The following is a 20,878-nucleotide window of genomic DNA, read 5'->3' as shown; positions in this document are numbered from 1 at the left end:
TTAACTTCTAGTTGAATCACCCCAACCTATTTACCGCCAAATTAAAACATCGGGTTTTCCCCATATGCCTCCCATAATAAAGGGAATTTTTGGCGTAAAGAATCAAGATCCTCTTCATCCCAATCAAATACGATATCAGGATTCACCGCATCATCATTTGTTAATTGGTCATACAAATTGTAATAATGTTCATCATCAAGATCAGTTTTTTCTTCATAGGCCATACTTGCAACACCCAGCAATTCTTCCAATTGAGGTATTTCGTCTTGTTTCTCCAATATCTTAAAATACGGAAGGAGCGATTCAGGATTTTGGATGGCTGTTTCATAGATTTCCTTCCCTAAGTAAAGAACCCATGCACGAAAATAATCAAAACAATCATCCGAACACCCGCCCATGACAATATAGCCCGCCGCCCATAGATGTGAAGTATATGATTTTCGATAATTCTGATTGAAAATAAAATCAAACATTATGATATCTTTTATTGATTTTTTGGACAAATGGGTGACTAACCACTCCATTTGTTCATCTATATCGTTTCCTTTTTCTTTGCATATTTCTAACAGATCCCAAAACGCTTGTTCATTCATCGTACTTTCCTTAATAATTTCCTGAGACGAAGATGCAAATATATACCCTTTTTTTAATTTGGATTGGATGAGTTTCTCACTTTCTTTTAAACAAGTTTCTTCAGAATCAAATTCCTTTGTTTTGACGGATCCCACTGACCCAATTTTCCCATATGTTAGGGTGTATGCGTTTTGAAATGTCGTTATCTTCCAAAACTTATTGGATGAGTTATCCTGATAAATTAATAGTTTTTCCATGTTTTTGCTCCTTTTGGATATCGAAATACAAGATGATATCTCTTAAGCTTATAGTCTCGGATCTATTTCTTTTTCTGATTTTTCCTCAAATAAAAGATTTGCTACCACTTGTTGAAACTGGTGATTATCAGGTGAAATGTCATCCATTTTGTGCTTTAACATTTCCATCCCAAGCCAATATTCGCTAACACTTGTTTTTAGTTTTTTATTGATACTTTTTTGTTTTACTAGTTTCTTATACTTGTGTGGGAATCGGTAGTCATAGCCATACACAAGGGTTAACTTTGATATATGGGGCTGTTCCAGACCAGTTTTCTTCCGGCTTAATTACTACTCCTTCCATTCCATTTTCAGTTGTAAGGATATCAAAGAATGCTTCTGCCCGATCGTAGGAAGACTCCTCGTTTAAATCCAGGACCAGATGCTTGTCTCCATTAATTAGTTGATACATCTCAGATGTTTTCATCTCTGGAAAGCTTTCATTTCCGTCCTCATGTACCATTTTCAAGATACTAAACGCTTTAAACTCTCTATTACCTTCTTTTCCATAAAGAGCCAATTGTTTTTTGAAAACGGACAGTTCTTTTCCGTGTTCTTCCAAACAATGAAAAATCAGGATTCAATGAGTGCAGTTCGAGAATGGCCATTCAATAATTCTCCTTTTGTTTTCCTTTGGTACTTCTACACTAAAAGGCTATTGAAATTTTGTAAAGATTTAATTTTTCAGTTTTTAGAAATTAATTTAATTAGGAAATAACAAAAAAGCTGCCCATATAATGGCACCCATCTGATATCTCTTCTTTAAATCCCCTTTAGTAAAACCAATAAATTATGTTCATAACTATAAAGCTAGGCTTTCATCTATTCCAATTTAGCTGGACGTTCATAGTCTACATTACTTATAAATGAAAGGATGATATAAATGTATCACTACATAATTTTGCACCACTACCATCCGTGGCATAGTCATCCCTGGCATAGTCCAATAATGATTCCATTCATTCCACCACCACCAGTACCGCCCGCTGCTGTAACCTACCGGAATTGGTTCCACTTTTGATATTTCTTCATAAAAAATGAAATCCCTTTTTGAAATAAAGTGCCCATATTCACCTATCATGGGGTATTCTAAAATAAAGAAACTAATTTTCAAGAGGGATCTAAATGAAAATAAAAATAAAAAAGAAAAAGAGCCGGACGAAGAAGGTTTTCCATTCTATATTTGAAGAAATCCTTGAGAATATATTCGAAGGGATTTTAGGTCTTTTATTTCGGGGTATTTGGGTATTTATTCGATTCATTGGCGGTTTAATCGCTTCGATTTTTCATCATATATTTTAATTTTTTTGCTATGGAGAAGGGGCCTTATGAAAAGCCCCGTTGTTATTTCAGCAAATATACCCTTGTTTCATATGGTTTAAGAGTTAACTCTTTGTGCAATTTTTGATCCGCTGTATCATAATTATTTAGGATAAGTTCTGAAGCTCCAAAGGTCACATTGGACGGAACCTTAAATCTGGTTGATTTGTTACTGAAGTTGTTAATGACAATGGCTCTTTTGCTGCCTAATTTTCGCATGTAGACATAAAGCCTTGGATGATTCGCTAATAATAATTCATATTTGCCATAAACAAACACCTGGTGTTCCTTTCGCAGCTGTATTAATTTTTTATAAAAGCTTAAAATGGAATCAGGATCGTTCGATTGATCGGCAACGTTAATCTCTGGATAATTTGGATTTAGCCCAATCCAGGTTTTGTCGGATGATGTAAATCCGCCCATGCTGCCGGAATTCCAATGCATCGGTGTGCGTGCATTATCGCGGCCCTTCTCCCAAATAACCTTCATAATTTCCTCGTGCGGGCGGCCCTTCGCCGTTTCTACCTTATAGTAGTTGACCATTCCCACATCATTGTAATCGTCAATGGAAGGAAACTGAACGTTTGTCATACCAATTTCCTGCCCTTGGTAAATAAACGGAGTGCCTTTCATGAAGAAATACAAGGCGCCAAGCATTTTGGCACTCTCTTTCCAAAACCTGCCGTCATCTCCCCAACTGGAAACCCTTCTTGGCTGGTCATGGTTTTCAATGAATAAGGCATTCCAGCCTCGTCCCTCCAAGCCAATCTGCCATTTTGTCAGATTTTTTTTCAAAGCACGAACGTCGATGGAACCATCCGCGTTTTTATCCCAAAGGTTTAAAAATTCGAATTGGAAAATCATATTGAAATACCCGTTTTCTTCGCCCACCCATTTATCGGCATCATCCAATCCAACCCCATTCGCTTCACCGACCGTCATGATGTCATAGTTTTTGAGAGTCTTTTCGGCAAATTCAGTGAGAAACTCATCAATTCCTTCGACATTCATCATTTTGGGAAAGCATGGGACGTATTCCAATTGATCCGGGTTCGGCATATCCGGAAAGCCAGATTCCTTCTTGATGTGTGAAATCGCATCAATCCGGAAACCATCGATTCCTTTTTCCAGCCACCAATTCACCATGTCAAACAGGGCATTTCTAACTTCTGGGTTCTCCCAATTCAAATCAGGCTGCCGGGTAGAAAAGATATGCATGAAATATTGGTCGGTTTCTTCATCGTATTTCCATGCCGGCCCGCTGAATATGGATTCCCAGTTGTTCGGTTCCTTTCCGTCCTTCCCATCCTGCCAAATGTACCAATCGCGCTTTGGATGATCTTTAGAAGATCGGGATTCAATAAACCATGGGTGCTCATCACTTGTATGATTAATGACCAAATCCAAAATCAATCTCATGCCGCGCTTATGAACTTCGTCAAGGAGTTCATCAAAATCGGCCATCGTCCCGAATTCGTCCATAATATCCTGATAATCAGAAATATCGTATCCATTATCATCATTGGGAGATTTGTACATGGGTGAAAGCCAAATGACATCAATCCCCAGGTCTTTCAGGTAATCCAGTTTTGACGTAACACCTTTTATATCGCCAATTCCATCGCCGTTGCTGTCCATAAAACTGCGGGGATACACCTGATAGGCAACACTTTCTTTCCACCATTTTTTATTCATTTTAGCACCTCCCCGTTTTCATAAATCTTATCAATTATTCGTGAAACCTGAAGAGCCTCTTCGGGCTTTACCACAAGTTCTGCTAATCCTTGGCAAGTATCGATAAAATTCTTCGCCTGCGACAATCCCGGATTTTCCTCGCCGGGCAGCCATGCCGCGTCACTATTTAATAGCATGCCATTCTTCGTTGTATAAAGCTCAAATGGAAAGACATTTAATCCGCCGTCCACCCCAGAAATGCTGACATTTGCATGATCGTCTTTAATATTAGCTGCCCAGGAGCTTTCAAACAGCATGGAGGCTCCATTTTCAAATTTCATATAAGCGGTGACATGATCATCAACATTAAAGGATATATGATCAATAATCCCCCATTGATTCACTTGATTCGGTATTTTACTTAACTCATTATACGTGGTGCCTGTCACCGCGATTTCTTTTGGATTCTCCATGAGCCAAAGGGCTAAATCGAGAAGATGACAGCCAAAATCGATGAGGCTGCCCCCTCCTTGAAGGTCTTTATTGGTAAAAACGCCCCAACCAGGAACTTTTCTGCGCCTTAAGGCTTGGACTCTTACCACCAGCGGCTTTCCAACTTCCTTCATGACCTTTTTGGCTGCCTGTGCTTCCTTCATAAAACGATAATGATAAGCGATGGATAAGACTTTATTCGCTTTTTTGGCAGCATTAATCATCGCTTCACATTCCTTGGCACTTAGTGCCATTGGCTTTTCACATAACACATGGACACCAGCCTCCAAAGCAGCAATAGAAATTTCGGAATGAAATTTATTAGGGGTGCAAATACAAACTGCATCCACTTTGGAGAATAGATTCCGATAATCCTCAAAAACAGAAGAGATATTATATTTTTCAGCGGCCTCGTTCGCCCGTTCGCTATTTACATCACTTAATGCCGTTATTTCACAAATATCCCTTAATTCTAGAAAAGCAGGGATATGGCGGTCCTGTGCAATGCCGCCAACCCCGATAATGCCAATTCGCAGTTTTTTCATAATTCGTTCACTCTAACAATTTGTTTGGTAATAATGACGTCAAATTTAATTTTCCCCATTATCGCTGGCCTCCTTTAATTTCTTCCAACGGTTTCGAATTTCCGTAAATTGGACGTTCCCGTTTAACAGGCTCTGCCCATTTCACTGCATTTATAATGACACGTTGAATCAGTTTGTTATGGTATGTCGGATACGTTTCATGACCAGGTCGGAAGTAAAATACTTTTCCGTTTCCGCGCTTGTATGTACAGCCGCTACGGAATACTTCTCCGCCTTCAAACCAGCTGGTAAAAATCAGTTCATCAGGCTGAGGGATATCAAAATGCTCCCCGTACATTTCTTCCTGTTCCAATTCAATATACTCAGGGATTCCTTCTGTAATCGGATGCCCCGGACTTACCACCCAAAGTCGCTCTTTTTCATCCGCTTCGCGCCATTTCAAATCACAGCTGGTTCCCATTAAAGATTTGAAAATTTTGGAGAAATGACCCGAGTGCAATACAATCAGCCCCATTCCCTCAAGGACACGCTGCTGCACTTTTTGGACGATTTCATCTTTTACCTCTCCATGCGCGAGATGGCCCCACCATACCAATACATCGGTTTGGTTTAGGACATCATCCGTTAAGCCGTGCTCCGGTTCATCCAGTGTTGCTGTTCGTGTTTCGCATCCTGCCGTTTGAAGGAATTCCGCAATGGTACCATGGATTCCGTTTGGATAGATATCCCTGACAACAGGATTCTTTTGTTCGTGAAGGTTTTCATTCCATACGGTTACTTTTAACATCGTTGACCACTCCTCTTTATCGTTCAATTTTATTATAAATATTCTGAAATATCACATGTTTATTAAACAGTATATTGTTCCGTAATACCATTTTCATCAAGGTAGTCAATAACTGACATATTTGTTTTAAGATCGATAAATAATGTACAGAACTTATCATCCTTTTGCCAGTTAAGTCGAAGTTCATCGTCAGCCGAATCGATCACCTTAAACTCTCCATTAAAGGCATCATATTCATTTCTAAATTTGATTAGCTTTAAAAGCCTTTGAACGACTTCTTTTTCAAGTGACTGTTCAATCTCTTCAAGGCTGAAGTTGTGACGATTGATTTCACGGCCTTCACCGGTTTTCTCTACATTCTCAACGTCATTTTCCCCTGCCAGCAGGCCAACATAATAAACTTGAGGAACTCCCGGGGCAAAGAATTGAATCGCTCTCGCTGCCAGGTAAGCATCATCATCACAATTGAGAACAGAGTAATAGGAACATCTGATTTGATGGACATCAAAGCCATCCTCCGCCTTATGCTCATCCGATAAAATCAAACTTAAGTTTGAGCCTCTCTCCAGGCACACATCGACTAACTTTCTAGCTTCTTTCGTGTCAATCAAGTCATCCAAATCAGGCTTAACAGGAATACCATCATGGCAGTCAAGCATAGTAAACTGCTTATGCGGACGAGTCTTCAGATAGTGGCGAAGTTCATGGCTTGTCTTATTAGTCAATGTATCTAGTATTCTGTACGGCAAAATAAAATCATAGATCCAGCAGCCGTGTTCCGCCAGCTTGTATTGGGTGCTATAATGGGCATGCACTTCTGGAAGCAATTCAATTTCTAAGGAATGAGCCAGCTCCATGATCCAATCCAAGAATTTATAGATTTCAGGCTCGACGAAAAAGCAGCTTGTACCCAACTTCTTAATCACATATCCAACAGCATCCAGCCGAACAATCTTCACATTTTGTTCCTTAAAATTTAGAAAAAAGTCCGTAAGCAGCTGTTTAACCATTGCTGATTGAATATCTAAATCAATTTGTTCAGATGGGTCATTCTTGCCGAACGTCGTCCATACTTTCTCTTCCTCGCCGGTTTCTTCAATGGTAAAAGTAGAATAGGGCAATGGCCTTCGCAAGAACATTTTATCTATATCTTCCTGTACCGGCTTTCCTTCTTCCCAAAGCTTATCCAAGGTGATAAAAAGGTCAGCATACGCTGATTTTCGGCCATTTTTAAGAAAGTCTTGAAAATACTCAGACTGCCTTGAAATATGATTCACCATTAAATCAACCAATACATCAAAGTTTTCACCAATGGCTCTTATATCGGCCCACGTGCCAAAGCTTGGCTCAATTTCTAAATACGTTAGTGGAGCAAATCCTCTGTCTCCTGAAGAAGGAAATGGCGGCAGAATATGAACGCCACCTTTAAAAATATCAGAAAAATACTTTAAAAGGACTTGATTTAGAGCCTTTAAATCTCCTCCAAGTGAATCTGGGTATGTGATCAGCTGAACTTGATTTTTTACTGGCATATTCGAAAACCTCCTATAAACCATATATTTCTTTAATGACTTCAAGTTTAGGCAAATGGACGACCGCACCCGTATATTTCAACTTATAGGCACTTACCGCAAAGCCAAGCTTTAAGGCTTCTCTAATCGTATATCCTTTCACCGCTGCTGTATAAAATCCGGACCAGAAAGCGTCGCCTGCACCAGTTGTATCCACTACCTCTGTAGCTAAGCTATCAAATTTAATGGTTTCTTTTCCATTCGAAACGATCGCACCGTCTTTACCTAATGTCATGATCACAAGCTTCGCCCCAAGGTTTAAAAACTTCTCCATTTGATTTTCAGGTGTGTCTTTCCCAAACAATCTTTCGGCATCATCCTCTGAGGGCTTGATAATATCCACCATTCCAATGATGGATTTAACATAATCCACTCCATCTTCACCCTTTTGCCAAATCATCGGATGGAAGTTTGGATCAAAACATACCAAAATATCATTCTTTCTTGCCTCTTCTATCACTTTTTCAATCGTATAACGAATCGGGATCATAGAGATTGGCCAGCAGGAAAAGTGAACGATACTTGAATTAAGTAAGGTTTCTTCAACCGCTGAAGTATATGCCAATTGAGAATCAGCCCCCCTATAAAAAATAGGAATCGGTGTGGATTGACTCTTTGTTACGACTACCATACTGGTAGAATCATCCACTCGCTGAACACAGGACGTATCAATACCCGCATTACGCAAATGATTGATTAAAAATGTTCCTAATCCATCTTCTCCTACAGTTGCTGCAACTTGAGAATGAATTCCTAATTTCTTTACGTTCATCGCAATATTGGAAGGAGATCCCCCGAAAAACTTTTGATACGTATGACATTCAAAATTATCTTCATAATCTGCGGATATCATATCGATAAGAAGTTCTCCTATCGTTAAGAGATCATTGCTTTTGTTTTGAAATTCTATTTTTTCATCAAAATTCAGCATCTGATTCAGCTCCTTGTTAATAAAAAAAGCTCCTAACAACGGAGCTATATTTTTATTTAATCGATCCTTGCATTACACCGTTAATAATGGATTTTTGACCAATCATGTACATAATAAGGATAGGAATAACAGTCAAGAGGATAGCTGGAATCAGCAGTTCCCAGTTGTTCATATAGGTACCGTTGAAGACCTTCATCTTAACCGGCATAGTATAGACACTTTCGTCATTTAAGACCAACGAAGGAAGCAAGTAGTCATTCCAAATCCATAAAACATTTAGAATGGCAATGGTTACTGTAATTGGTTTCAGCATAGGAAAGACAATTAAGAAAAATGTTTGTATCGTATTGCAGCCATCAATTCTAGCCGCCTCTTCAATCTCAAATGGGACTGATTTGATAAATCCATGAAACATGAAGATAGAAAGTGCGCTTCCAAAACCAATATAAAAGAAGATCAATAAAGGAATCGGGATCGAATCAATCAAATGAAGCTGTCCACCATAAATGTAAATAAGGGGAATCATCAAAGATTGAAAAGGTATGACCATGGAAGCAACTAAAATAGTAAAAAATATTTTATTGTATTTAGTTGGCTTTCTAACCAAGTGGTAAGCTGCCATTGCAGAGAAAATGACAATTAATAATGTACTTATGATGGTAATAAGAAACGAGTTTTTAAACGTGACCAAAAAATCCATCTTATTAACAACGTCAGCAAAGTGTGAAAAATTCCAATGATGAGGCAGTGAAAAGGGACTTGTTAAAATTTCCCCATTACTTTTGAATGAATTGATAATGAGTAGAACAAAGGGAAAAACAAAACAAACAAAGGCAATGATAGAAATCAAATAAACGAAGGTGGAAGTCGTCAATCTTTTTGCACTCATTATGCCTCAACCTCCAATTTCTTACTTGAATAAACCTGAATTCCCGTGACAATAGCTACAATGACAAATAGAAGGATCGCCTCTGCCTGCCCCGTTCCGTAGTTTGCTTCCACAAAGGCTTTATTCACTACATGCATGGAAACCATCTGGGTGCTATTGTAAGGTCCTCCATTTGTTAGTGAGAAATTCAAATCATAAACCATAAATGCATTTTTCAAGGACAAGAAGATGGTTACCACAAAAGAAGGTACCATTAACGGAAGGGTAACATTGATGAGTCTGCGAATAGGACCTGCTCCGTCAATTTTTGCCGCTTCAATAAGTTCCTTTGGAATACTGATTAATCCCGCAATGAAAATAATCATCATATAGCCGGATGTTTGCCAGATTGTAACCAAAACAAGCGACCAAAAAGCCAGATGCGGATCGCCCAACCAGCCGAGCTTAAGCCAAGATATCCCTAACTTCGCCCCAATTGCAGGCATCGATTGTACGAAAACAAACTGCCAGATATATCCGAGAACCAACCCGCCAATCAAATTTGGCGTGAAATAGGCTGTTCTCATCGAGTTTTGTATCTTCATTCCTGATGTCACCAAGTAGGCCAATCCAAATCCAACAAGATTTACCAAAAGGACCGTGGCTGCTACAAACTTAAGCGTTAGCCAAAGTGAACTCCAAAATTGGACATCCTTGACGGCATTCAAGTAATTCAATAATCCCGAAAACACCATCGGATCAGCTGGAGTATCCATTTTATTAAGTGTTAGATAAATCCCGTATATAAATGGTATCAAAACCGTAATGGCAAAAAATAAGGTGGTTGGTCCCAAAAATAATATCGAATTACCCAAATTGGCAAGATTTTTTTTTCGATGCTTCAAGCCAACTTTACTGAATTTAGGATCATAATTGATTCCTTCAATCTTTTTAACAATCATTTGTTTCACTTCCTCTCTTAAAGTAAAAACAAATGGGCGAGATATCTAAACTCGCCCACATCTGGGGTTTTTCAATTGTTAGCTTAATTATTACTCTTGATGGCTAGTGTAGTAAGATTCAAAGGCTTTGGCTAAGTCTGCTTTTGTTTCTTGTTTTGCAATATACTTTTGAACTTCAGGTCCAAGGATTGTAGTCCAATCTCCCGTATTGATATAGTTGGTGCTAAACGGTATTGTCTTTCCATTTGCAATGGCGTTGCTGATTGCGACACCTAATGGATTCGTTACTTTGTTTGGATTATTTTTGAAAGCTGAAATAATTTGTGCTTTATTTACTAGGAAGTCTTGTCCTGCCTTATCATTCACAAGCCAATTTAGGAACTTTTCAGCTGCATCTTGCTGTGCTTTAGAAGCCTTTTTATTGATAACCATTACTTGTGTAGGGCCGACTGCAATTTTATTGTTAAGTGGATTATTTGGATTGTTGTCCACTGGAACTGGCATAAATCCAAAGTTGGCACCAGCAAGTGCGTGCAGGGAATCAAAAGCCCAGTCACCATTGAAAAGGATTGCTGAATCCCCTTTACCAACCGCTACGTGTGCAGCATCATAGTATTGGCCAAGCGGGCGTTCGCCGAACTTGTTATAATCTTTTGAAGCTAAAATATCCATCGTGTTATAATAGCCATTCCAATCTGCATTTTTGGTAAGGTCCAGTTTGCCTGCTTTCAACTTATCCAAAATGGAATTAGGATCATTTTCCTGATTCAAAAATAGTGAGCTGTAGTGATTGGCGACAGACCAGGCTTCCGTTTGATAGGCAACAGGATATTGAGTGCCAGATGCCTTAATCTTGTCAAGAAGGCCCTTTAATTTATCTTGTGTGTTGATGGAGAATGGGTCAAAATTCCCCCCTACTGCTTTCTCTACTACTTTTTGGTTGTAAACTAATCCCATTCCTTCTATTGCAAATGGGAAACCAACGACTTGACCGTTTGAGTTTTTGAGTGCATCTGTTGTCTCAGCGTTCCATTTCTCGTTTGAAAGATCTATTCCAACATTTTTGTATTTATGCAGGGCATCATACGGCGAAAACATTGCCATTGTAACTGTTTTCCCTGAGGCTGTAAGTTTATCAAAAACATTTAATGTATCCCCTACCGCTATTGAATCGACTTCAACGTGAATTTTTGGATTCGCTTTCATAAAGTCCTTCGCTGCTTGTTTAAATTGAGCGTCAATTTCACCTTTTCCGTTTGTAATGATGATATTTACTGGTGAATTGGAGTTCGAAGCCGTACTCGATGCGTTTCCACTACATGCTGCAAGCGATAGTGTTAAAGCGGCAGCAGTACCAACCAATGTTGATTTTTTCAGTAAACCTTTGAAATTTACCATTTAATCATCTCCCCCTTTTTACAAGAAGTCCGCACCTTCGATTTTACTCATTTGCTTTAGGTCTTCCTTCTATATCTTAAATTTTAGTGATTTGAACGAAATATGAAACGGCTTACATTGACCAATAGGGTGGAAAATATTGAACTCTATAATTTGACTTCTCAAAACAAAAATCGAGTTATGCTACAATAAAGAAACATCGATTGGAGTTTATTTAAAAGGAGGAAGTTAGTTTTTTGGGTAAATGGACCAACTAACTTAGAACATATGGGAATGGGATGGAGTATTCGTAAAAAGCTCATTATTTTATTACTAGCCGCAACTGTGCTCCCATTTGGCAGCTCAATTGCGATTACCTATTATCAAACCACAAAGTCGCTCAATAATCGCTTTGTATCCACCAATCACGATTTGATTGAAAAAGGAGAGGACGAACTATCCGTGTATCTAAACGATGTGGCGCAAATGTCATCGGTTCTCTACCGGTATACTCCATTTATGGATGTCTTGAGGGATGGAATATCCGAAGACTTAAATACGAATCAGGAGGAAGTGCGTCAAGCGCTTGCCTATTTATTTAATACACGCCCCGAAATTGAACAAATGCACCTTTACATTCATAACGGAAAAGATTCATATACCATCTACCACTCCACCATTAGCGGGAGAGGAAAGTATGGAAACATCTTTTCACAGCCCTACTATGCGAAATTAATGAAGTCAAGCAACTTTTCGATTATTGAATCACCACATGAAATCTATAGTTATAACAATTTATCATTCATTCCCAATTCCGAAAAAAAGAAGGTATTAAGCTTCCATAATATACTGAGGGATATCCCATCAGACAAGTTATTAGGTTTTCTCTCAATCGATATTAATCTCTCCAAAATAAGTGCGATTGCCGATCGTTTATATACAAAAGGAGAAGAAGATCTTTATATAATGGATAAAAGTGGAACGGTTGTCTATTCTTCCGATGCGGAGGCAATTGGGAAAAAAAATAGCGAAACGTGGTTTGCCCGAGTAAAGCAGGAACCGCTGACGTCGAAAAGTCTGGTTTGGAAGGATCCGCATTTCAACGGTGTTATTGTGTATGATAAGTTTTCTGCTCCCTATAAGGGATGGTATATTGTGAAACGAATTCCCTATAATGTCCTTTATCAAGGAGCAAGAGAAACGGCGCTAATGAACATTGTAATCGGCATTATCACCCTGATTATTGTCTTATTCACTACACTGGCTGTTTCGGTCAAGATTACTGCTCCGATAAAGGTATTAAACGCCAATATGAAAAGAGTGGAAAAAGGAGAATTTGAAGCTGATTTTGATTCGTTGGGAAACGATGAAATTGGTCTGCTAGGGAAAACCTTTAAGTCGATGATTGCCAGAATCAACGAACTGATTCAGCGGGAGTATGTACTGGATATTGAAAATAAAGCATCTCAGCTTAAAGTCCTGCACTCGCAAATTAATCCGCATTTTTTATATAATGCCCTTCAATCGATTGGGACGCTGGCCCTCAAATCCAATGCTGTCCAGGTCTATTCTTTACTGACGTCTTTATCCGTTATGATGAGATATAGTATGAACATGAAGGAAGATATTGTCCCTTTTATGTCAGAGGTCAAGCATGTAAAATCCTATTTATTATTACAAAAACAGCGCTTCGACGAACAATTTGAGTTTGAACTCAATATTGACAAAGAAGTGGAGAAAATTCTAGTACCCAAAATGATCTTGCAGCCGATTGTGGAAAATTGCTTTAAACATGGACTAGACCAGCAGGTTGAGAAAGCAGTGGTTAAGCTTGAGGCCCGGCTTATAAATGACGATATTTTTTGTATCCGTGTATTGGATAATGGAACGGGTGCGAGCGTTGAAAAGCTAGAGCAAATCCGCAGGCAATTATCTCTTAACGGCAGCGATGAAAATAGGCAGGGACAGACAATCGGCTTAAAAAATATTTATGACCGCTTGCAAATTTATTATCATCATGAGGCAAAAATGTCTGTTCAAAGTGTTGAAGGCATGGGCTTTACAGTGAACATCGAAATTCCGAAGGTTATGGATATAGAGGTGGGGCATTCATGAAGGTATTAATTGTTGATGATGAAAAGCATGTTCGCGAGGGAATTAAGCTTCTTGGGGAATGGGAACAGAATGGGATAACAGAAATTTATGAGGCAGGCAACGGTGAAGAGGCAATCGCACTTATTCACACATATAAGCCGGAAATAATTTTCTCCGATATGAAAATGCCAAAAATAGATGGAACTCAATTGTTAGAGTGGATAAAAGAAAATCAGCCGAAAACAAAGACCATTGTTGTCACGGGTTATGATGATTACCATTATATGCGCAAGGCCATTCATTCCGGCAGTTTAGACTACTTATTAAAGCCCATTGATCCGGAAATTCTCAATCAAACGCTAGAAGAGGCGGTTAATGAATGGAAGAAGGAAGAAGCTGACAGGAAGCAGAAAGAAAGCAGTGCGCAAATCATCAATGAAATGAAGCCTGTTTATCGGGATCGACAGCTTACCCAGCTTTTAAACGGCGATATGATGAGGATGGATGTGTATGAAGAATTAGGGCTTTTTAAATCGGGGAACTATCTGACGGCACTTGTCAGGGTTAGCGGTAACATCCTTGGAGAATTTTCGGACAACATGGATTTGGAATACTTCACCATTTTAAATATCATCAATGAAGTCATCATGGAAAAAGAATGCGGTATCGCCTTTCGCAACACATCCACAAGTGGTGAAATTGTTATTATTTTTTGGAGTGAGTTCACCCAAATCGAAAAAATTTCGATGCAAATCTACCAAACTATAAAGAAAGTGTTGAATGTGTCCTGTCCCATTGCAATCGGAATCATGGTAGATGATATCTCCAAATTAAAGGAGTCCTATCTACATGCCATTTCGGTTCAGACTAATACGAAAATTATTTATGAAATCGAAAAATATTTACAGGCAAACTTCGACCGTGATGTAAAGCTGCAGGAAATTTCAGAGCATTTTTATCTCAGCAGAGAATATATCTCAAGGAAATTCAAACAGGAATTTAATGTCAATATATCTGACTATCTTGTTAATTACCGCATCGAGAAAGCAAAAGCTTTACTAAAAAACAGCCAGCTAAAAATTTATGAAGTTGCAAACCTAATTGGCTATCAGGATGACAAATATTTTCGCAAAGTATTTAAAAAGGTGGAGGGTATTACCCCAAATGAATACCGTGCACTACATGCATGAGCAGAGAGGGAAAACAAAATGCCGATTAAAAAATATTCATTCATTGCCGGTCTATTATCCCTAACACTTCTTTTAGCAGCTGCTTGTTCGAACGACAGTAACTCCGGAACATCGAAAAGCATTGAAAGTAACAATGGTAAAGTAGTGCTCAACATCTTGCAAGGAAAATTGGAGATTGCCGATCAACTAAAGGCATTAACGGACCAATATACCAAAGAGCATCCAAGCATTACCTTTAATATTGAAACAGTAGGCTTTGGTGCAGACAATTTGGGAGCATTAAAAGCGAAAATTGCTTCAGGAAAAGCGCCCGACTTGTTTACCAGCGAAGGATATCAAAATGCCATTACATGGAAAGATGATTTGGAGGATTTATCGGATCAGCCTTGGGTAAAGGATGCCTATCCAAATGCATTAAAGCCTATGACCATAGACGGCAAAATATATGGTCAGCCTGTTAATTTGGAAGGCTATGGCTTTGCCTACAATAAAATACTATTTAAAAATGCTGGTATTAAAGTACTTCCTAGAACCTTTAGCGAGCTTGAGGCTGCAGCGAAAAAGCTTCAAGGGGCGGGAATCACTCCATTCTCAGTGGGTTATGCAGAGTGGTGGGTATTAGCTAACCATGGTCTTAATGTTCCGTTTGCATACGAACAAGCGGATAACCCAAACTTCATCACAGGGCTAAATACTGGTTCAGCAAAAATAGCAGGAAACAAATACTTTAATGACTACTTAAAATTAGTAGACTTAACAGTAAAATATGGCAATAAAAACCCATTAACAACAGACTACAATACAGAAGTTACCCAATTTGCCCACGGTCAAACGGCCATGATTCAGCAAGGGAACTGGATTCAGCCAATGCTTGATAAATTAAGTCCAAATATGAATGTTGGATTTATCCCAATGCCGCTTACGGATAATCCGGCTCAAGCCGATAAATTAATGGTGGATGTCCCAAGTAGCTGGGTGATCTATAGAAAAGCACCTGAGGCCAATAAAAAGGCTGCAAAAGCCTTCTTAAATTGGATGGTTTCATCCCAAGAAGGACAAACAGCATTAGTAAAAAGCTTTAAATACATCCCCGCCTTTAAATCCATTAAGGCAAATGCAAAAGAAATTGGATTTTTAGGTGCTGATCTCCAGAAATATTCACAGGAAGGCAAAACCTATTCATGGCAATTCATGAAATATCCTATTGGGGCTAGCCTAGAATTCGGCGCAATTCTCCAGGCGTATATCGGCGAAAAAAAATCTAAAGATGCCACCGAGAAAGCGCTTGATGCCACTTGGGCTAAATTAAAAAAGGAATGAAATAGATGGAAAAGAGGCTGCCTTAAGGCAGCCTCTTTCTTTACGAATTGATTGGACCATTGGAAGCTCCCTTTGCCATGAGCATTTCCATCTGCTTTGGAAATCTTTTTATCGCTAAATCAAATACCTTGCCAATCATCTCAATCCAAACTTTCAATAATGGTCGCGTTTGCTATCCCTCTACATTTCAGTTTGGCCGATTTCTTCGCCGGTTCGGGCACGTAGGGTTCTTCTACGTTACCGGTTGACACAGTTCTTCGCTGGTTCGGGCACGTAGAACTCTTCTACGTGACCGTTCGATCAAGTTCTTCGCCGGTTCGGGCACGTTGGGCTCTTCTACGTGACCGTTCACCCCAGTTCTTCGCCGGTTCGGGCACGTTGGACTCCTCTACGTGACCGTTCGACCCAGTTCTTCGCCAGTCCGGGCACGTAGGACTCTTCTACGTGACCGTTCGACTAAGTTCTTCGCCGGTTCGGGCACGTTGGGCTCTTCTACGTGACCGTTCGACCCAGTTCTTCACCAGTCCGGGCACGTAGGACTCCTCTACGTGACCGTTCGATCAAGTTCTTCGCCGGTTCGGGCACGTTGGACTCTTCTACACGACCGTTCAACCAAGTTCTCCGCCATCAGGGCACGCAGGGCTCTTCTTCGTGACCGTTTGACCCAATTCTTCGCCAGTCCGGTCACGTAGCGCTCTTCTTCGTGACCGTTCGACTAAGTTCTTCGCCGGTTCGGGCACGTAGGACTTTTCTACACGACCGTTCGACCCAGTTCTCCGCCAGCCCGGTCACGTAGGACTCCTCTACGTGACCGTTCGACCCAGTTCTTCGCCAGTACGGGCACGTAGGACTCCTCTACATGACCGTTCAACCGATTTCTTCTCCAGCCCGGCACGTAGGCTAAATTAATAAAGGATGAAAATGGCTGACATTTGTCAGCTCACAGTTATTACGAATTGGCAGGACCAGTGGAAGCTCCCTGTTCAAAGAGCTCTGCCAACTGCTTACGTAGTATAAATTTCTGGATTTTCCCACTCGCATTCCGCGGCAACGTTTCACAAAATACATACTTTCTTGGGCGTTTATAATTTGCCAGCTGATTGCTATTTTTACAAAAATCATCAAGCTCCACTTCAGTAATCTTGGAATCCTTTTTTACGACAAAAGCGGTAACGGTCTCACCCCACCGATCATCCGGCTGGCCGACAACAGCCACATCGAGAACCGCCGGATGAGCATGCAATAAATCTTCTATTTCTCGAGGATAAATGTTTTCCCCGCCGCTAATGATCATATCGTCCACCCGGTCATTCACATATAGAAAACCTTCATGATCCAAATAGCCAATATCGCCTGAATGATACCAGCCTTTATACATCGCCTTTTCTGTTGCTTCCTCACGGCCAAAATAACCAATCATCATGCAGGGTCCCTGCACAATAATTTCGCCAGTTTCACCTGCCGGAACCACATCATCAGGTTCTGATGGTCCATCCTCTCTTGTTCGCACAACACGGACATCATGATTTAAACAGGCCTGACCAGCAGAGCCGACTTTTCTTAATTGATCCGCTTCGGACATGAAAGTAATCGCCGGTCCCATCTCAGTCATCCCGTAGGCTTGAACAAGAAAAATCCCTAAGCGGTCGTGACAAGCATGGACAAGAGAAGGGGCCATTGGGGCTGCACCGTATAAACCCAGTTTCATGCTATCCAGATTATACTGGCTGATGTCCTCTTGAAGCAGCATATTCCACATTGTCGGGGCAGCAAAGAATTTCGTTATCTTTTCTCCTTCAATCAATTCAAGCACCTTCTTCGGATGGAATTGATGAAGAATCACGTTTTTTGCGCCAATATGGACCCTTGGCAGAAAAGCACAGTGAAGCTCGGCACAATGAAACATCGGTGCTGTAACAAGTCCAACATCCGCTGCCTCAAGCTTTGTCGCCGCATTTATCATTAAACTTTGCTCTACCATATTACGGTGCGAATGCATCACACCTTTTGGTCTTCCTGTTGTCCCGCTCGTATACATGATCGCATAAAGATCATTTTCAACTACTTCTTCCTGAACATTTTCAGTTGAAGAAGCAGCCAGCTTTTCATGATAATTGGCAGCATATTGAGGCGTTTCTTTATCGATAAACCAAAAGGAAATGGTAGCGAAACGATTCTGGATGGCTGAAACCACCGGCTCTAATACTTTTTCAAAAAGCACAACCTTTGGTGATGCATCAGATAAGATATAAGCGACTTCCTCCGCCATCAGCCGAAAATTGATTGGATTGAAGACAGCCCCGATTTTGGTACAGGCAAAAAAAGCGGTCCCGAGTTCTTCCGTATTGAACAGGAAAGTCGAAACGCGGTCACCTTTCTTAATCCCTTCTTTCAAGAGTGCATTTGCAAGGCGGTTCACCTGCTCACTCCATTCCTGATAAGTAAAACGGACATTTTTTCTCACGTCAAAAATGGCTTCCTTCTTTGGAAATCTTTTTACCGTTAAATCAAATACCTTGCCGATCGTCGTCCCCATCCAATCTCCTCCTTCATTATGAATCCAACTTTTCAATAATGGTTGCGTTTGCCATCCCATGACCTTCACACATGGTCTGAAGACCGTACCTGCCGCCAGTGCGCTCCAGCTCGTGCATCATAGTTACCATTAAACGGGCACCGCTGCCGCCAAGCGGATGGCCGAGGGCAATCGCCCCGCCATTTGGATTAAGCTTGGCCGGGTCGGCACCGGTTTCTCGCAGCCATGCCAGCGGTACCGGTGCAAAGGCTTCGTTCACTTCAAAAACATCAATATCATCAATGGTTAACCCTGATTTTTCTAATGCCTTTTGGGTGGCCGGAATAGGTCCTGTCAGCATTAAAGTAGGGTCTGAACCAACTACGACGCGGGTATGAACCCTAAAGCGCGGTTTCAGCCCTAACTCCTCCGCCCTTGAACGTGACATAAGTAAAACGGCTGCCGCCCCGTCACTGATTTGACTCGAATTCCCAGCATGAATAACTCCATTTTCCTGGAAAGAAGCCTTTAATCCGGCAAGGGCCTCCAAAGATGTTCCTCGTCGTGGACCTTGATCCTCTTTTATGAAAACCGTGTTCCCGTCAGGCAAGGTCACCTCCAGCGGGAAGATTTCTCTAACAAAATAACCTTTTGCCTGGGCTGTTAATGCCTTTTGATGGCTTTCTAGCGAGAACTGATCAAGCTCTGTTCGGGTAAATCCATATTTTGCAGCAATTCTTTCTGCAGAGAGTCCTTGGTGAATGATTTCAAAGCGTTTACTTAAATGATTGCTAAAAGGCGAGCCTGCCCCTTGATAATTCGACCCCATTGGGACCCGTGACATGCTTTCCACTCCACCTGCGATGACAACATCCATATCCCCGGAAAGGATCGCTTGTGCCGCAAAATGCACGGCCTGCTGACTTGAACCGCATTGCCGGTCGATGGTGGTGCCTGGCACCTCAATGGGAAAGCCGGCAATTAGGGCGGCCACTCTGGCGATATCCCCCGCCTGCTCACTTACTTGGGTGACACAGCCTAAAATGACATCATCAATGACCTTCGCTTCAATTCCGGCTCGATTCACCAGCTCTTTTAATGTAAGAGCGGCCAGGTCATTGGCATGAATATCCTTTAATACCCCGTTTCTTCTGCCAACAGGCGTACGAACTCCTTCGATAATCACTACCTCTCGCATTCAAATCATCCTTTCTATAATCCTAATTTTTTTGCGATGATTGTTTTCATAATCTCATTTGTACCTGCGTAAATACTGGCAACGGGAATATCGCGGAACCTTCTGGCAATCTCGTATTCTTCCATATAGCCATAACCGCCGTGAAACTGCATACAATCAGCAGCAATCCTTTTGGCATTTTCTGTGAGTTTCCATTTTGCCATTGATACCTTGGTGACCACATTTTGGCCTTCCATATGCTCGGCGATTAATTGATCTAAAAAGGCTCTGCCCATTTCAATATCGGCCGACATTTCGGCCATTTTAAACTGGGTGTTTTGGAACTGCCCAATTGGTTTGCCGAAGGCGTCGCGACTTTTCACATAATCGAGCGTCAGCTTGAACATCACCTCTGCTGCGATCTGCGCACCTATCGCTACGATAAGCCGTTCCTGCTGAAGTTTTTCCATTAAATATAGAAATCCCTTCCCCTCTTCCCCAAGGAGGTTAGCCTTCGGGACCATGCAATCCTCAAAAATAAGCTCAGCTGTATCCTGACAGTGCAAACCGACTTTATTCAGCTTTCTCCCTCTTGTAAAACCTGGAGCATCCCTTTCGACAACAAGCAGACTTACGCCCTTATGCTTTGGCACTGCCTGCGGGTCCGTTTTACAGACCACAATGACAAGGTCCGCCTGAATTCCATTCGTAATAAACGTCTTTTGTCCGTTTATCATATAGTGATCGTCTTGGAGCTTTGCCGTTGTTTTAATATTGGCAAGGTCTGAGCCTGCGCCCGGCTCTGTCATCGCGATGGCCGTGATAATTTCTCCCGTGACACATCGGGGAAGCCAGCGCTGTTTTTGTTCCTCCGTCCCAAATGAAGTCAGATAAGGAACTACAATATCATTGTGAAGACCAATCCCAATTAAACCCGTACCTACCCGCTCCAACTCCTCATTGATTACGACAGAAAATCCAAAATCGACCTCACTTCCACCATATTTCTCATCTATATCAGGACAGAGAAAACCCTGCTCCCCCATCTTCCTCCAAAAAGAGCGGGGAATCATACGGTCCACTTCCCACTGTTCATAAAAGGGATAGGCTTCTTTATCCAAAAACCTTCGCAAGGACTTACGAAAAATATTATGTTCTCCCGTTAAATAAGGATGCTTCATGCTGC

18 protein-coding genes are annotated in these 20,878 nt (G+C 40.9%); 4 read left to right on the top strand and 14 right to left on the bottom strand.

The genetic code is table 11. The features are described 5' to 3' along the window. Positions 1–41: 41 nt before the first annotated feature. Together ACZ5XR_RS02035 and ACZ5XR_RS02030 are read right to left on the bottom strand one after the other, a co-directional pair. Positions 42–830, bottom strand: coding sequence for a DUF4240 domain-containing protein (locus ACZ5XR_RS02035; RefSeq protein WP_464500056.1), 789 nt, complete (start codon positions 828–830; stop codon positions 42–44). Positions 831–1,089: 259 nt separating this feature from the next. Further along, entirely contained in the window at positions 1,090–1,431 is a 342-nt protein-coding gene (locus ACZ5XR_RS02030; protein WP_464500055.1) for a hypothetical protein, read from the bottom strand. Positions 1,432–1,994: 563 nt separating this feature from the next. On the opposite strand from ACZ5XR_RS02030, the gene ACZ5XR_RS02025 reads away from it, so the two are divergent. After that, on the top strand, positions 1,995–2,171 hold the full coding sequence (locus ACZ5XR_RS02025; RefSeq protein ID WP_464500054.1) for a hypothetical protein: 177 nt from the start codon (positions 1,995–1,997) through the stop codon (positions 2,169–2,171). 42 nt (positions 2,172–2,213) lie between these two features. On the opposite strand, the gene ACZ5XR_RS02020 is transcribed toward ACZ5XR_RS02025, so the two are convergent. The 8 genes from ACZ5XR_RS02020 to ACZ5XR_RS01985 form a co-directional block, all read right to left on the bottom strand. Then, complete coding sequence (locus tag ACZ5XR_RS02020; RefSeq protein ID WP_464500053.1) at positions 2,214–3,884, bottom strand: glycoside hydrolase family 13 protein; 1,671 nt, start codon at positions 3,882–3,884, stop codon at positions 2,214–2,216. Beyond that, positions 3,881–4,900 (bottom strand): Gfo/Idh/MocA family protein, encoded by a 1,020-nt coding sequence (locus ACZ5XR_RS02015; protein ID WP_464500052.1) that lies wholly within the window; start codon positions 4,898–4,900, stop codon positions 3,881–3,883. Before ACZ5XR_RS02015 ends, ACZ5XR_RS02020 begins: the two co-directional genes overlap by 4 nt. A gap of 58 nt (positions 4,901–4,958) precedes the next feature. Beyond that, a complete protein-coding gene (locus ACZ5XR_RS02010; RefSeq protein WP_464500051.1) occupies positions 4,959–5,687 on the bottom strand; it encodes a ThuA domain-containing protein in 729 nt (242 codons plus the stop codon). 62 nt (positions 5,688–5,749) lie between these two features. Beyond that, complete coding sequence (gene gtfA, locus ACZ5XR_RS02005; protein ID WP_464500050.1) at positions 5,750–7,219, bottom strand: sucrose phosphorylase; 1,470 nt, start codon at positions 7,217–7,219, stop codon at positions 5,750–5,752. Positions 7,220–7,232: 13 nt separating this feature from the next. Beyond that, positions 7,233–8,189 carry a carbohydrate kinase family protein gene (locus ACZ5XR_RS02000; protein WP_464500049.1) on the bottom strand — a complete coding sequence of 319 codons (957 nt, stop codon included), beginning with the start codon at positions 8,187–8,189 and terminating at the stop codon, positions 7,233–7,235. A gap of 52 nt (positions 8,190–8,241) precedes the next feature. Beyond that, positions 8,242–9,078 carry a carbohydrate ABC transporter permease gene (locus ACZ5XR_RS01995; protein WP_464500048.1) on the bottom strand — a complete coding sequence of 279 codons (837 nt, stop codon included), beginning with the start codon at positions 9,076–9,078 and terminating at the stop codon, positions 8,242–8,244. Next, on the bottom strand, positions 9,078–10,019 hold the full coding sequence (locus ACZ5XR_RS01990; RefSeq protein WP_464500047.1) for a carbohydrate ABC transporter permease: 942 nt from the start codon (positions 10,017–10,019) through the stop codon (positions 9,078–9,080). Before ACZ5XR_RS01990 ends, ACZ5XR_RS01995 begins: the two co-directional genes overlap by 1 nt. Positions 10,020–10,109: 90 nt before the next feature. Then, a complete protein-coding gene (locus ACZ5XR_RS01985) occupies positions 10,110–11,417 on the bottom strand; it encodes an ABC transporter substrate-binding protein (protein ID WP_464500046.1) in 1,308 nt (435 codons plus the stop codon). Positions 11,418–11,690: 273 nt separating this feature from the next. Between ACZ5XR_RS01985 and ACZ5XR_RS01980 the strand changes: the two genes are divergently transcribed. From ACZ5XR_RS01980 to ACZ5XR_RS01970, 3 genes are read left to right on the top strand one after another with little or no spacing between them, the layout of a single operon-like run. Next, positions 11,691–13,511 carry a sensor histidine kinase gene (locus ACZ5XR_RS01980; protein WP_464500045.1) on the top strand — a complete coding sequence of 607 codons (1,821 nt, stop codon included), beginning with the start codon at positions 11,691–11,693 and terminating at the stop codon, positions 13,509–13,511. Further along, on the top strand, positions 13,508–14,680 hold the full coding sequence (locus ACZ5XR_RS01975) for a response regulator transcription factor (RefSeq protein ID WP_464500044.1): 1,173 nt from the start codon (positions 13,508–13,510) through the stop codon (positions 14,678–14,680). The genes ACZ5XR_RS01980 and ACZ5XR_RS01975 overlap by 4 nt, the downstream gene beginning before the upstream one ends. 18 nt (positions 14,681–14,698) lie before the next feature. After that, positions 14,699–16,000 carry an ABC transporter substrate-binding protein gene (locus tag ACZ5XR_RS01970; protein ID WP_464500043.1) on the top strand — a complete coding sequence of 434 codons (1,302 nt, stop codon included), beginning with the start codon at positions 14,699–14,701 and terminating at the stop codon, positions 15,998–16,000. Between the two features lie 544 nt (positions 16,001–16,544). On the opposite strand, the gene ACZ5XR_RS01965 is transcribed toward ACZ5XR_RS01970, so the two are convergent. From ACZ5XR_RS01965 to ACZ5XR_RS01950, 4 genes are all read right to left on the bottom strand, one after another. Next, on the bottom strand, positions 16,545–16,688 hold the full coding sequence (locus tag ACZ5XR_RS01965; RefSeq protein WP_464500042.1) for a hypothetical protein: 144 nt from the start codon (positions 16,686–16,688) through the stop codon (positions 16,545–16,547). A gap of 261 nt (positions 16,689–16,949) precedes the next feature. Next, positions 16,950–18,536, bottom strand: coding sequence for a fatty acid--CoA ligase (locus ACZ5XR_RS01960; RefSeq protein ID WP_464500041.1), 1,587 nt, complete (start codon positions 18,534–18,536; stop codon positions 16,950–16,952). Positions 18,537–18,552: 16 nt separating this feature from the next. Continuing rightward, positions 18,553–19,713, bottom strand: coding sequence for a thiolase family protein (locus tag ACZ5XR_RS01955; protein WP_464500040.1), 1,161 nt, complete (start codon positions 19,711–19,713; stop codon positions 18,553–18,555). 14 nt (positions 19,714–19,727) lie between these two features. Further along, positions 19,728–20,873, bottom strand: coding sequence for an acyl-CoA dehydrogenase family protein (locus ACZ5XR_RS01950; RefSeq protein WP_464500039.1), 1,146 nt, complete (start codon positions 20,871–20,873; stop codon positions 19,728–19,730). Positions 20,874–20,878: the final 5 nt, after the last annotated feature.

The sequence above is a fragment of the Neobacillus sp. Fa239 genome (assembly GCF_055395235.1).
This window is presented reverse-complemented; position numbering and strand designations above follow the sequence as displayed.